The organism is Curtobacterium sp. AB451, from assembly GCF_050585845.1.
In the GTDB taxonomy this organism is placed as follows: Bacteria; Actinomycetota; Actinomycetes; order Actinomycetales; family Microbacteriaceae; genus Curtobacterium.
The window spans coordinates 212,389-224,150 of sequence record NZ_JBOBQG010000002.1 but is presented as its reverse complement, the minus strand read 5'-3'; the positions used below and the strand labels follow the sequence as shown (position 1 = coordinate 224,150).

Annotated in this window: 14 protein-coding genes; 11 read left to right on the top strand and 3 right to left on the bottom strand. The window is 73.1% G+C overall.

All coding sequences use genetic code 11. The features are described 5' to 3' along the window. Positions 1–167 precede the first annotated feature (167 nt). The gene (locus ACQXVK_RS04865; RefSeq protein ID WP_402266420.1) at positions 168–533 is read left to right on the top strand and encodes a hypothetical protein; all 366 of its coding nucleotides are present in this window, start codon (positions 168–170) and stop codon (positions 531–533) included. A gap of 28 nt (positions 534–561) precedes the next feature. Here the strand turns inward: ACQXVK_RS04865 and ACQXVK_RS04860 are convergent, their stop codons facing one another. Further along, the gene (locus tag ACQXVK_RS04860; protein WP_402266417.1) at positions 562–1,056 is read right to left on the bottom strand and encodes a hypothetical protein; all 495 of its coding nucleotides are present in this window, start codon (positions 1,054–1,056) and stop codon (positions 562–564) included. 162 nt (positions 1,057–1,218) lie between these two features. On the opposite strand from ACQXVK_RS04860, the gene ACQXVK_RS04855 reads away from it, so the two are divergent. The 3 genes from ACQXVK_RS04855 to ACQXVK_RS04845 all read left to right on the top strand — a co-directional run bounded on the left by ACQXVK_RS04855 (position 1,219) and on the right by ACQXVK_RS04845 (position 4,496). After that, on the top strand, positions 1,219–2,154 hold the full coding sequence (locus ACQXVK_RS04855; protein WP_022908579.1) for a M23 family metallopeptidase: 936 nt from the start codon (positions 1,219–1,221) through the stop codon (positions 2,152–2,154). Positions 2,155–2,237: 83 nt separating this feature from the next. Further along, a complete protein-coding gene (locus tag ACQXVK_RS04850) occupies positions 2,238–3,512 on the top strand; it encodes a hemolysin family protein (protein ID WP_430852895.1) in 1,275 nt (424 codons plus the stop codon). Between the two features lie 78 nt (positions 3,513–3,590). Continuing rightward, entirely contained in the window at positions 3,591–4,496 is a 906-nt protein-coding gene (locus tag ACQXVK_RS04845; RefSeq protein ID WP_402266408.1) for a helix-turn-helix transcriptional regulator, read from the top strand. A 206-nt stretch (positions 4,497–4,702) separates the two neighbouring features. Here the strand turns inward: ACQXVK_RS04845 and ACQXVK_RS04840 are convergent, their stop codons facing one another. After that, positions 4,703–4,969, bottom strand: coding sequence for a hypothetical protein (locus ACQXVK_RS04840; protein WP_430852894.1), 267 nt, complete (start codon positions 4,967–4,969; stop codon positions 4,703–4,705). Between the two features lie 38 nt (positions 4,970–5,007). Here ACQXVK_RS04840 and ACQXVK_RS04835 point away from each other — a divergent pair, with 38 nt between their 5' ends. Together ACQXVK_RS04835 and ACQXVK_RS04830 are read left to right on the top strand one after the other, a co-directional pair. Further along, complete coding sequence (locus tag ACQXVK_RS04835) at positions 5,008–5,811, top strand: class I SAM-dependent methyltransferase (RefSeq protein WP_430852893.1); 804 nt, start codon at positions 5,008–5,010, stop codon at positions 5,809–5,811. 181 nt (positions 5,812–5,992) lie between these two features. Next, a complete protein-coding gene (locus ACQXVK_RS04830) occupies positions 5,993–6,475 on the top strand; it encodes an FBP domain-containing protein (RefSeq protein ID WP_022907023.1) in 483 nt (160 codons plus the stop codon). A gap of 76 nt (positions 6,476–6,551) precedes the next feature. On the opposite strand, the gene ACQXVK_RS04825 is transcribed toward ACQXVK_RS04830, so the two are convergent. Continuing rightward, positions 6,552–7,538: an aldo/keto reductase gene (locus ACQXVK_RS04825; protein WP_402266398.1), complete on the bottom strand. Its 987-nt coding sequence runs from the start codon at positions 7,536–7,538 to the stop codon at positions 6,552–6,554. A 130-nt stretch (positions 7,539–7,668) separates the two neighbouring features. On the opposite strand from ACQXVK_RS04825, the gene ACQXVK_RS04820 reads away from it, so the two are divergent. From ACQXVK_RS04820 to ACQXVK_RS04800, 5 genes are all read left to right on the top strand, one after another. Beyond that, on the top strand, positions 7,669–8,256 hold the full coding sequence (locus tag ACQXVK_RS04820; protein WP_430852892.1) for an acyl-CoA thioesterase: 588 nt from the start codon (positions 7,669–7,671) through the stop codon (positions 8,254–8,256). Beyond that, positions 8,253–8,489, top strand: coding sequence for a hypothetical protein (locus ACQXVK_RS04815; RefSeq protein ID WP_022907020.1), 237 nt, complete (start codon positions 8,253–8,255; stop codon positions 8,487–8,489). Before ACQXVK_RS04820 ends, ACQXVK_RS04815 begins: the two co-directional genes overlap by 4 nt. After that, on the top strand, positions 8,486–10,024 hold the full coding sequence (locus tag ACQXVK_RS04810) for an FAD-binding oxidoreductase (RefSeq protein WP_430852891.1): 1,539 nt from the start codon (positions 8,486–8,488) through the stop codon (positions 10,022–10,024). Before ACQXVK_RS04815 ends, ACQXVK_RS04810 begins: the two co-directional genes overlap by 4 nt. Positions 10,025–10,062: 38 nt before the next feature. After that, positions 10,063–10,644 carry a YdeI/OmpD-associated family protein gene (locus ACQXVK_RS04805; protein WP_031262217.1) on the top strand — a complete coding sequence of 194 codons (582 nt, stop codon included), beginning with the start codon at positions 10,063–10,065 and terminating at the stop codon, positions 10,642–10,644. A 109-nt stretch (positions 10,645–10,753) separates the two neighbouring features. Beyond that, the gene (locus ACQXVK_RS04800; protein WP_416393006.1) at positions 10,754–11,635 is read left to right on the top strand and encodes an aldo/keto reductase; all 882 of its coding nucleotides are present in this window, start codon (positions 10,754–10,756) and stop codon (positions 11,633–11,635) included. Positions 11,636–11,762: the final 127 nt, after the last annotated feature.

The following is an 11,762-nucleotide window of genomic DNA, read 5'->3' as shown; positions in this document are numbered from 1 at the left end:
ACCGTCGGTACGTCCACGCTACTCGCGCAGCGGGATGTCTCGACATCAAGATACATGGTGCCGCCTGCGTGGAGCGGATGCTCGGTCTGCTTCCTGGAGGCGCACTGGCGACTCATAGGGACGTCCCGTCGACTGGTCTTCCGCGACACACGGACCAGGAGGCGCACATGGCGACGACACGGCAGACACCGGAGGACTTCGGCTGGTCCGCGGAGGACCTCCGCTCGGCCTACGCCGTGGACGGCAGCGGACCGTACCGGTACGCACCGGACGGCTCGGGGCCGTTCTCCTACGACGAGGACGGCTCCGGACCCTGGCTGGTGGGGCCGACGCCCCGGCGCGGGCTCGCCCGCTTCGCGCCGCGGGACCGCGGGTCGGGCTCGCGGCTGCGGCGGATCGGGACCGCCGTGACCGCGGGCACGCTCGCGCTCGTCCTCGCCGCGGGGAGCGTGGCACTCGTCGCCCACGTCGCCCCGCCGCACCACGCGGTGAACGCCTCGTCCGCCCACACCCCGGAGCCGGACGGGGACTGACCGCCCGGGCCGACCCGGACTGCGCGCGTCACTCGCCGATGCGCACCCGGAACACGCGGACACCGGCGGTCTTCAGCGCCGCGAGCCCGAGGCGCATCCGGAAGGTCCGGAACGGACGCTCGAACCCGGAGGGCGCCGACGCCGCGCCGATCTGGTGCAGGACCTCGGACGTCAGCGTCCGCTCGATCTTCGGGGCGAGACGCGTCAGCCCGGACACCGTCACGACGATCCGGACGGCGTGCGGCGCCAGGAGCGGGTCGATCATCTCGGCGGCCTCGTGCGCGCGGTGGAACGCGGGATCGTCGCCCGGTCGACGGATCGCGATGACCGCGAGTTCGGCGTCCCACGTCTCGGCGGGGTCCGGCAGGTCGTCGACCCCGACCACCCGCATCCGAGCCGCGTCGACACCAGCCCGCACGGCAGCGGTGCGGAGCACGGGGAGGAGTTCCTGCGTGCCGGCGAGCACGACGTGGGCCGTGCCCAGGTCGACCGGTTCGTGCCGCTCGCGCGGTCTTCGGGCCATGTGGAGGGTCCTTTCGGCTCGCTCACTGCGGACACTACTGACCGGGCGTCGTCGGGGTCCGCCGCGGGCCTCGGGGATCAGCACCCTCCCAGCACTCGGTAACGATGAGATCACGAAAGGACCTGTACAAAGCGACAGAGTCGTGCAGAATGGTGGGCGGCCATGACGACTGCACGCGAACTCGACCAGCACCCGGACACCCCGGTGGTGCACCTGTCCCGTCGCGCCGCCCTCGAGGCCGAGCGCGCCGCAGCCCGGAAGCCGGCCCGCCGCGAGCGTGCACCGAAGCCGGTGCCGACCGGTCGTCGCACGGCAGCCGCACGCGCCGCGACCGAGCACGTCGACCCCCGCGTCCAGCGTGTCGTCCGCCGACCCGCGCCGACCGCGCCCGCCGTCGTCCGCGCGACCCGCGCCTCCCGGTCCCGCCGCGCCAGCCGCATCACCCTCACGAGCGCCCTGGCGGCCCTCGCCATGTTCGCCGCGTCCGCGATGCCCGCGCACGCGAGCGTCGGCACCTCGATCGCGACCGCGACCCTCGCGCCGTCCGTGCGCACGCAGGACTACGCCGTCACGCAGGCGATCGCCGCCTCGGCCCTCGACCGCGACGGGTTCACGGTCGGCGGCGGCTCGACGGGCACCCCCGGCACGTCGGTGTCCTACGGCGGCGAGATCCGCTCGCCCTTCCCCGGTCCGGTGCGGATGAGCTCGGGCTTCGGCTACCGTGCGGCTCCCTGCGGCGCCTGCTCCTCGCTCCACCAGGGCCTCGACTTCAACCCGGGCATGGGTGCGCCGATCGGCGCCGTCGCCGCGGGCACCGTCCGGGTCTCCGGCACGTACTTCTCGTACGGCACCGCGGTGATCATCGACCACGTCGTGGACGGCCGCAAGGTCTCGACGCTCTACGGGCACATGATCCCCGGCTCCTCGCCCCTCCGGGCCGGCGACACCGTCGAGGCGGGGCAGTTCATCGGCAAGGTCGGGTCGTCCGGGGTCTCCACGGGCGCGCACCTCCACCTCGAGGTCCTCATGGACGGCGTGACGCCGATCGACCCAGAGGCCTGGCTCGAAGCGCGCATCGGGCGTTCCCTCACCGCTTGATCAGGTTTCCTGTGCAGAGTCACAGGCATGGACGACTGCCACAGACCGCCCGCCCGACGCCGATCTGAGCCGGTGGCCCGCTGATGGGAGCCGACACGTGGATCGCCTTCGGGCTCGTGGTCCTCTTCGTGCTCGTCGGCGGCGTGTTCGCAGCGGCCGAGATCGCCCTCGTCTCCCTGCGCGAGTCACAGCTGCAGCAGCTCGAGCGTCGCGGTTCGCGGGGGATGCGGGTCGCCGAGCTCGGTCGCGACCCGAACCGCTTCCTGTCCGCCGTGCAGATCGGCGTGACCGTCGCGGGGTTCTTCTCGGCCGCGTACGGTGCGTCCTCGATCGCGCCGGACGTCGCCCCGCTGTTCACCGGTATCGGCCTCGAGCAGGGCGCGGCCGAGGTGGTCGCACTGGTGCTCATGACCCTCGTGATCGCCTACCTGTCGCTGGTGTTCGGCGAGCTCGTGCCGAAGCGGCTCGCCCTGCAGCGGGCCGAGGGCTTCTCGATGGCCGTGGCGCCGACGCTCGACCGGTTCGCCACCCTCATGCGCCCGGTGATCTGGCTGCTCTCGAAGTCGACCGACGCCGTGGTGCGACTGCTCGGCGGGGACCCGGACGCCCGGAGCGAGTCGATGAGCACCGAGGAGCTCCGTGGCCTCGTCGAGGAGCACGACGCCATCGATGCCCAGGGCCGCCGCATCGCCCGGAGTGCCCTCGACGCGGGCGACCGGATCCTCCGCGAGTCCATGCGCCCGTGGTTCGACGTCGCGACCATCGCCGCCGACACCACCATTTCCGAGGCCACCGACCACGCCATCGAGGTCGGTCACACGCGGTACCTCGTGACCGAGGGCTCGCGCGACGACGTGGCCGGGTTCGTGCACCTGCGCGACCTGCTGCGGCCCGCGGACCCCACCCGGCCGGTGTCGACCCTCGTCCGTCCCGTGCTCGCGCTGCCGGAGACGAAGTCGCTGTCGAGCGCCATCGCGGACATGCGCACCGAGGGCCACCAGATCGCCCTGGTCGTCGACGAGTACGGCGGGAGCGCCGGGATGGTCACGCTCGAGGCGCTGCTCGAGGACCTCGTCGGACGCATCCGGGACGAGTGGGACGCCGCCGAGTTCGACGAGCAGGCGGCCCGTCACGACGGCGTCGACGGGGCGACCGTGCTCGAGGACCTCGCCGCCGACGGCGGCCCGACGCTGCCGGACGGTGACTACGAGACGGTGGGCGGCCTGGTGCAGGTGGCGCTCGACCGCGTGCCCGAGGTCGGCGACGTGGTCGAGGTCGACGGGTACCGGCTCGAGGTCACCGCGATGGACGGGCACCGCGTGGCCCGGGTGCGCATCACGGCGGACGTCGCCGCCTGAGGTCGCGGTCCCGGGCAGGGCCTCCCGGGTACGGGCAGGGCCTGCCGGGGTACCAGGCACGGGACGTACGCTCGTCGCATGGGTATCGACGTGCGCAACGAGATCCGCGACTTCCTGTCCTCGAGGCGGGCGCGGCTCACCCCCGAGCAGGTCGGCATGCCCTCGTTCGGCGGCGGCGTCCGGCGGGTGCCGGGGCTGCGACGCCACGAGGTCGCCATGCTCGCCGGGGTGAGCGTCGACTACTACACGCGCCTCGAGCGGGGCTCGCTCAAGGGCGTGTCGGACAGCGTGCTCGAAGGGCTCGCCGCCGCACTCCAGCTCGACGAGGACGAGCGCGTCCACCTGTGGGACCTCGCGCGCCTGGCGAACTCCGGCGTGAAGGTGATGCACCGGAACGTCCCGACCCGCGTCCGGCCCGGGGTGCAGCGGTTGCTCGACTCGATCACCGGAGCGCCCGCGTGGGTGCGGAACGAGCGCGGCGACGTCGTCGCGACGAACGACCTCGGTCGTGCCCTGTACGCGCCGATGTTCGCCGGACCCGGGCGCCCGGTGAACACCGCCCGCTTCACGTTCCTCGACCCGGCGGCGAAGGAGTTCTTCGCGGACTGGGCGCAGACCGCCCGGGACGCGGTGGCGATCCTCCGCGCGGCCGCGGTGTCGAACCCGTGCGAGCCCGGGCTCGTGACCCTCGTCGGCGAACTGTCCACCCGGAGCGAGGAGTTCCGCACCTGGTGGGCCGCGCACGACGTCCGGATGCACCGCACCGGCAAGAAGCGGATCGTGCACCCCATCGTCGGCGAACTCCGGCTCGACTACGAGGCCCTCGAGCTCGTCGCGGACCCCGGGCTCGTGATGTTCTCGTACTCGGCCGAACCCGGCAGCGAGTCCGAGCGCTCCCTGGCACTCCTCGGGTCGTGGGCCGCCACGGAACGCGCCGAGCACTACGCGGCACTGCGCGCGTCGGAGACCGAGTCGGTCGACTGACCCGGAGCCCCCGTGGACCCGAACGGTCACGGTGGATCGGTCCGGTCACGGTGGATCGGTCCGGTCACGGTGGATCGGTCCGGTCACGGTGGATCGGTCCGGTGAGGCCGCTCGGCGACCCGTGCCGTCGCGTCGTTGACCGTTCCGGTTCGCGATCCCCGGGATCCCCGAACCAGAACGGTCACGGCGGATCGCCAGGGGCGGTGTCAGGTGGTGGGAGCCGCAGGACCGGTCGCGTCCGGGCCCGCGCCACCGTCGTCGGTCGCGGCACTGCCGTCGTCGGTGCCGGCGATGCCGTCGACGATCGCCCGGTACCGCAGCCGCTCGATGCGCAGCACCCGCTCCGTCGCGGAGAGACGCAGCACGCGGATCGCCGCGAAGACGAGCACGATGAGCGCGACCGTCAGGACGGCGAGCGCCACGACGAAGGCGACGTACAGCAGGCTGACGACGGCGAATCCCCCGGAGATCATGGGGCGACGGTAGCAGGCACCGTCCGTAGGCTGGGGCCGTGACGAGGACGGCGGACGGCCCAGCGGGGGAGCCCGGAGCCGTTCGCGCGGAGCAGGACCACCGGAAGTACCGCCGGCCGGAGCCGTCCTTCGTCCGGGCGGTCGCGACCGCCCTCGGCGACGCCCGGACGGTCCTCGAGGTGGGTGACGGCGCGGTGTCCTCCGTGCCCGCCGACCGCGCGGTCACCGCGGCGACGTCGACGAACGCGATCGACACCGACGCCGCCAGCGACACCGACGTCACCACCGACGCCGACGCCACCGACGGATCCGGCACCTGGGCGCTCCCGTTCCCGGACGACCGCTTCGACGCTGCGGTCGTGACGTTCCCCGTCGAGGGGTGGGTCGACCCCGAGCGGGGACTCGCCGAGGTGCGCCGGGTGACTCGGGGTCCGATCGTGGTCCTGACGTCCGACCCCGACCGCGTCCCGGACTTCTGGCTCGCCGAGTACGCCCCCGAGGTCACCGCGGCCGAGGCCGGGCGGTACCCGCCGGTGGGCCGCATCACCGAGGCCCTCGCCGGGGACACCGTCACGACCACCCCGCTGCCGATCCCGTTCACGTGCGTCGACGGGTTCTCCGAGGCGTACTACGCCCGACCGGAGCGGCTCCTCGACGCGGCGGCGCGTCGGGCCGACCCCGCCTGGGGCCTCGTGGACGAGCTGACCGCACGCCGCTCGGTCGCGGCGCTCCGGAACGCGCTGGACTCCGGGGACTGGGACCGTGCGCACGGCGCCCTCCGGACGCAGCCGTCACGTGTGGGCGCCCTCGTCCTCGTCACCGCGGTGCCGCCGCGCGCTTGACACGTCGACGTAGGCTGGTCCCGTGAGCTTCCAGGAGGTGGTCGGCGCCCGTTTCGCCGACATCAGGGCGTGACGCCCCCGGTCGCACCGTGCGGTGCGGCCGCCGTCATCGAACCCTGAGACCCTCCGCCCGGTGCGGCGCGCGTCCGCGTGCCCCGGGCCCTCCCGAGAGCGAACCACCATGCTGCCCATCAGCGAGAAGACCATCCGCACGTCCTTCGTCAACGCCTCCCGCAAGGAGACCGGCGACCTCACCCTGCCCGGGGACCTCGACACCCTCGACTGGGACGCGCTCGACTACCTCGGGTGGCGCGACCCGAAGCTCGCCCGCCGCGCGTACGCCGTCGTGCCGACGCTCGAGGGCGAACTCGTCGGCATCCTGTTCCGGCAGGCCGAGGCGTCGCCCCGCGCCCGGGCCCAGTGCTCGTGGTGCCAGGACGTCAAGCTGCCGAACGACGTCGTGTTCTACAGCGCGAAGCGGTCCGGGCCGGCCGGGCGCAACGGCAACACCGTCGGCACGCTCGTCTGCCAGGACTTCCAGTGCTCCCGGAACGTGCGGCGGACGCCGCCCCTGGCCTACGAGGGCTTCGACGTCGAGGCCGCCCGCCGGCAGCGGATCGAGGACCTGCAGCTGCGCGCGGCGTCGTTCGCCGCGGAGGTCTAGGACCGGCGCGACCAGCAGACGGCCCGGAGGCGCGGTGCGGGCCGGCACCGCGCCTCCAGGCCGTCTGGTCGTGCGGTCAGCGACCGATGGACGACATGTCCGGGTAGCGGTCGCCCGTGGGGACCGGCAGCGCCGACAGGCGCGCGACCTGGTCGGCGGTGAGGGTGAGGTCGGTGGCGCCGACGTTCTCCTCGAGCCGCGTGACCCGCTTCGTGCCGGGGATCGGCACGACGTCGTCACCCTGCGCGAGCAGCCAGGCCAGGGCCACCTGCGCCGGGGTGCCGCCCGCCTCGGACGCGATGTCCTTGACGGCGTCGACGATCCGCATGTTCTCGGCGAACGCTGCCTCGGCGAACCGCGGGTTCGCACGGCGGAAGTCGTCCGAGTCGAGGTCGGACGGCTTCGTGATCGCGCCGGTCAGGAACCCGCGGCCGAGCGGCGAGTACGGCACCAGACCGATGCCGAGCTCACGGAGGGTGTCGAGCACCTCGCCCTCCGGGTCCCGGGTCCACAGCGAGTACTCGCTCTGCAGGGCCGTGATCGGGTGGACGGCGTGGGCCTTCCGGATCGTCGCGGCGCTCGCCTCGGAGAGCCCGATGTGCCGGATCTTGCCCTCCTCGACGAAGCCGGCGAGCTGCCCGATCACGTCCTCGATCGGGACGGCGGGGTCGACGCGGTGCTGGTAGTACAGGTCGATGTGGTCGGTGCCGAGCCGTCGCAGGGAGCCCTCGAGCGCCTCGCGCACCGACTCGGGCGCACTCGAGATCCCGCGCTGGGTGCTCGGCTCGGTCTCGCCGGGGGTGTGGGTGATCAGGCCGAACTTCGTCGCGATGACGACGTCGTCCCGACGGTCCCCGAGGGCTCGGCGGAGCAGGTCCTCGTTCGTGTACGGGCCGTAGGCCTCGGCGGTGTCGAACAGGGTGACGCCGAGGTCGATCGCGCGGTGGATCGTGCGGATCGACTCGTCGTCGTCGGTGCCGGCGCCCGTGTAGAAGGCGCTCATGCCCATGGTGCCGAGGCCGACGGGGCCGACCTCGAGGTCTCGGAGCGTGCGTGTCTGCATGGGTGCAGGTCTACTCCGGGTCCCTCGGTTGGAGGGAGGCACTGACCGGACCCGTCAGCCAGGAATGCCCGTTCGTGCGGTTCCTCCAAGGTTCCGCGCGTTCCCGACCCGACCCTGGTGTGATCGGAGCGTGAACCTGTACTTCCGGCTGTTCCTGCTCCGGTTGCGCGTCCGGCTCCGCCCCGCGGTCGGTGGACGTCGACCGACGCTCTGGGACGAGGTCCGCACGCCGTTCCGGGTGACCCTGACCGACCTCGACCCGCTGCGCCACGTGAACAACGGGAAGTACCTGTCGATGCTCGACCTCGGGCGACTCGACCTCATGCTGCGCTCCGGGTTCTGGGGTGCGATCGCCGAGCGCGGCTGGTACCCCGTGGTCTCCGCGCAGACCATCACGTACAAGCGGTCCCTGACGCTCGGGCAGCGGTTCGAGCTCGTGACGCGCGTGCTCGGGATGGACGACCGCGCGGCCTACCTGGAGCAGACGTTCGTCCGGCGCGGCACCGTGGTGGCACGAGCCGTGGTGCAGGCGCGGTTCCTGCTGCGGGCCGGTGGGACGGTGTCCCCGGCGGAGCTGCTGGACGCCGCGGGGGCCACCGACCGGGACCTGTCGGTACCGGAGTGGGTGCACGACTGGGCCGGTGCCACCCGCATCAGCAGCTCGGGTACGCTCGCGGGCAGGAGGGCGGATGCCCCGGGACGAGAGGGGACGTCATGACCATCGTGTGGATCGTGATCGGCATCGCGGTGCTGATCGCCGCCGTCATCACCGTGCTCGAGGTGCAGAACCACCGACGCGCGAAGCGCCTCGCGCACCTCGGACCGGCCGACCCGCGGCTCGGGGCACAGGCGAGAGCGGACGCCGATGCCGCGCACTCGGTGACCGAGGGGCTGTCGAAGTCCGCGCACCCGGGCGTCTCCGGCGCCGGCGGCGGGGTCTCCGGCCCGTGACCCGGCCCGCCACCAGGCGGACGGTGCTCGCCGGGGGAGTCGGACTCGGGATCGCCGGGGTGCTCGCCGCGTGCAGCCGACCGGCACCGTCCCCGTCCCCGTCGGCCACGGGCACACCCGGACCCACGAGGACCCCGACCGCGTCACCGACACCGGGCGGCCCCGACTCGTGGGACGCCCTGGCCGCCGCGGTCGCCGGACGGCTGCTGCGTTCCGGGTCGGACGGGTGGAACACTGCTCGCCTGGTCGAGAACCCACGCTACGACGACGCCGATCCGCAGGGCATCCTGCGCGCAGCCGGGGTCGCCGACGTGCAGGCCGGGCTGGCCTTCGCCCGGAACACGCACACCCCGGTCGCGCTCCGCGCCGGCGGGCACTCGTACACGGGGTGGTCGGCCGGCGGCGCACCCGGCACCGACGTCCCACGGTCGCTCGTCATCAGCACGCAGGACCTCGACGGCATCGAACTGCACGACGACGACACCGTGACGATCGGCCCCGGCGCGCAGCTCGGGGACGTCTACGCCACACTCGCGAAGGCCGGTCGGGCCATCGGCGCCGGCTCCTGCCCGACCGTCGGCATCGGCGGGCTCACCCTGGGCGGCGGGGTCGGCGTGCTCGTCCGCTCCTTCGGTCTGACCTGTGACCAGCTCACCGGCGTCACGCTCGTCACCCCGGACGGCGCCGTGCACGACGTCTCGACCTCGGCCGAACCGGACCTCTTCTGGGCCTGCCGCGGTGGGGGCGGCGGGACCGTCGGCGTCGTGACCGCACTGACCTACCGGACCCAGGCCGCGCCTCCCGTCCTGCTCTTCACCATCACCTTCGCGTGGTCCGCCGCCGCTGCCGTGGTGCGCGCCTGGCAGGACTGGGCGCCGACCGCCGACCCGCAGCTGTGGTCGACGCTCAAGCTGCTGAACGGCACCCGCCACACCGCGCCGACCGTCACCGTGACCGGTGTGTGGACGGGTTCGAAGACCGGTGCCGACACCTCCGTGGACGGTTTCATCGCCGCCACCGGGGCGAAGCCGCTGGCCCACACCGCAACGCAGCACACGTACGGGTCCGCGATGGCCGCGCTGGCCGGCAAGCCGCAGCGGGTGTCCGAGGCGGCGACCTCCTCGATCGGATCGGTCAAGCTGACCGACGCGCAGATCGACGTGCTCGTCGCCCGAGCGGACGCGGCCGGCGACGTGCCGGGGAACCTCGAGGGCGGTGTCTCCCTCGATGCCCTCGGCGGCGTCGTGGCCGACATCGGCCGGACGGACTCGGCCGTCCCGTGGCGGTCCGCGCTCATGACCGTGCAGTACACCGCGGTCTTCGCCGACGGATCGGACCCGGCGCCCTTCGACGCCTACGTCCGGGGCTTCCGGAAGGCGATGCGGCCGGCCTGGGGCGACGCCGCCTACGCGAACTACTGCGACGCGGCCATCACGGACCCCTCGGCGTACTTCGGCGACAACACCTCGCGCCTGCACCGCATCGCCGAGCAGGCGGACCCGGACGGGGTGCTCTCGCAACCGCACTGGGTGTGAACCGACCCGTCGACGGTGGGTCGCCCTACGATGACCGCATGGACGCCGACGACCTGGTCCTGCCGGACGCCGCCGCCTGGCGTGCCTGGCTCGACGCGCACGAGGACGAACCCGACGGCGTGTGGCTCGTCCTCGCGAAGAAGGGCACGACCGAGCCGACGACGCTGACCTACGACCAGGCGCTCGACGAGGCCCTCTGCTCCGGGTGGATCGACGGGCAGAAGCGCGGGCGCGACGCGGCCACCTTCCGGCAGCGGTTCACCCCGCGGCGGAAGGCGTCGCTCTGGTCCGAGCGGAACATCGGCCTCGTCGCCACGCTCGTCGCCGACGGGCGGATGCGCGTCCGGGGCCAGGCCGAGGTCGACCGTGCCAAGGGCGACGGCCGGTGGGACCGTGCGTACGCCGGTGCCGCGACGGCCACGGTGCCGGACGACCTGCGGGCAGCGCTCGACGCCGCACCGGCCGCGGCCGCCCTGTTCGCCGGACTCGACGCCACGAACCGGTACGCGGTGCTCCACCGGATCGCGACCGCGCCGAGTGCGACGTCCCGGGCGAACCGGCTCGCGAAGCTGGTCGGTGGGCTCGAGCGGGGCGAGACCCCGTACCCACGGAAGCCCTGACGCGCCGACACCGGCACGAGCCACGGCGAGAGCGAGCCGAACCGGTTCCGACCGATCCCGGGGGACACCGACTCAGCGCGCTGCGACGAACGCGGCGTAGACCGGGGACATGACCACTGGCACCGACACCACGAACCGTCCGGCCGCCGCCTCCGGCACCTTCCGCATCGGGGGCGACGTCGAGGTCCACCGCCTCGGCTACGGCACCATGCAGCTCACCGGCCCCGGCGTCTGGGGACCCCCGAAGGACCACGACGAGGCGATCCGCGTCCTCAAGCGCGCGGTCGAACTGGGCGTCGACTTCTTCGACACCGCCGACTCGTACGGCCCCTACGTCGCCGAGGACCTGCTCCGCGAGGCACTGCACCCCTACGGCGACGACATCGTCATCGCGACGAAGGCCGGCCTCACCCGCACCGGGCCGAACGAGTGGCCGCCGGTCGGCCGCCCGGAGTACCTGCGGCAGGAAGCCGAGATGAGCCTCCGCCGACTCGGCCTCGAGCGCATCGACCTGTTCCAGCTCCACCGCATCGACCCGAAGGTCCCGCTCGAGGACCAGGTCGGCGAGCTGAAGAAGCTGCAGGACGAGGGCAAGATCCGGCACATCGGCCTGTCCGAGGTGTCGGTCGACGAGGTCAAGGCGGCGCAGGAGATCGCGACGATCGTCTCCGTCCAGAACCTCTACAACCTGCAGAAGCGCGACGCCGAGGAGCTCCTCGACTGGTCGACCGAGCAGGGCATCGGCTTCATCCCGTGGTTCCCGCTCGCGACCGGCGGTCTCACCGGCAGCGACTCGCCGCTGACCGAGATCGCCGAGCGCAAGGGCGCCACCCCGGCCCAGCTCGCCCTGGCCTGGCTGCTGAAGCGCTCGCCCGTCATGCTCCCCATCCCCGGCACGTCGAGCGTCGCCCACCTCGAGGACAACCTCGCGGGCGCGACCGTCGAGCTGACCGACGACGAGTTCGAGGAGCTGTCGAAGCTGGGGTCCTGACCCCGGGTCGCGGACGCGACCACCCACCGGACGGGAGGCGCGGTGCCAGCTGGCACCGCGCCTCCCGTCCGTCTGCTGCCCCGTCAGGAGCGCCCCCTTGCGCATGCATACCGAGTATGGGCATACT

Coding starts and splice junctions, on each gene's coding strand:
- ACQXVK_RS04855 (WP_022908579.1), top strand. CDS start 1,219: ATGACGACTGCACGCGAACTCGACCAGCACCCGGACACCCCGGTGGTG.
- ACQXVK_RS04845 (WP_402266408.1), top strand. CDS start 3,591: ATGGGTATCGACGTGCGCAACGAGATCCGCGACTTCCTGTCCTCGAGG.
- ACQXVK_RS04840 (WP_430852894.1), bottom strand. CDS start 4,969: ATGATCTCCGGGGGATTCGCCGTCGTCAGCCTGCTGTACGTCGCCTTC.
- ACQXVK_RS04830 (WP_022907023.1), top strand. CDS start 5,993: ATGCTGCCCATCAGCGAGAAGACCATCCGCACGTCCTTCGTCAACGCC.
- ACQXVK_RS04825 (WP_402266398.1), bottom strand. CDS start 7,538: ATGCAGACACGCACGCTCCGAGACCTCGAGGTCGGCCCCGTCGGCCTC.
- ACQXVK_RS04805 (WP_031262217.1), top strand. CDS start 10,063: ATGGACGCCGACGACCTGGTCCTGCCGGACGCCGCCGCCTGGCGTGCC.
- ACQXVK_RS04800 (WP_416393006.1), top strand. CDS start 10,754: ATGACCACTGGCACCGACACCACGAACCGTCCGGCCGCCGCCTCCGGC.
- ACQXVK_RS04865 (WP_402266420.1), top strand. CDS start 168: ATGGCGACGACACGGCAGACACCGGAGGACTTCGGCTGGTCCGCGGAG.
- ACQXVK_RS04860 (WP_402266417.1), bottom strand. CDS start 1,056: ATGGCCCGAAGACCGCGCGAGCGGCACGAACCGGTCGACCTGGGCACG.
- ACQXVK_RS04815 (WP_022907020.1), top strand. CDS start 8,253: ATGACCATCGTGTGGATCGTGATCGGCATCGCGGTGCTGATCGCCGCC.
- ACQXVK_RS04850 (WP_430852895.1), top strand. CDS start 2,238: ATGGGAGCCGACACGTGGATCGCCTTCGGGCTCGTGGTCCTCTTCGTG.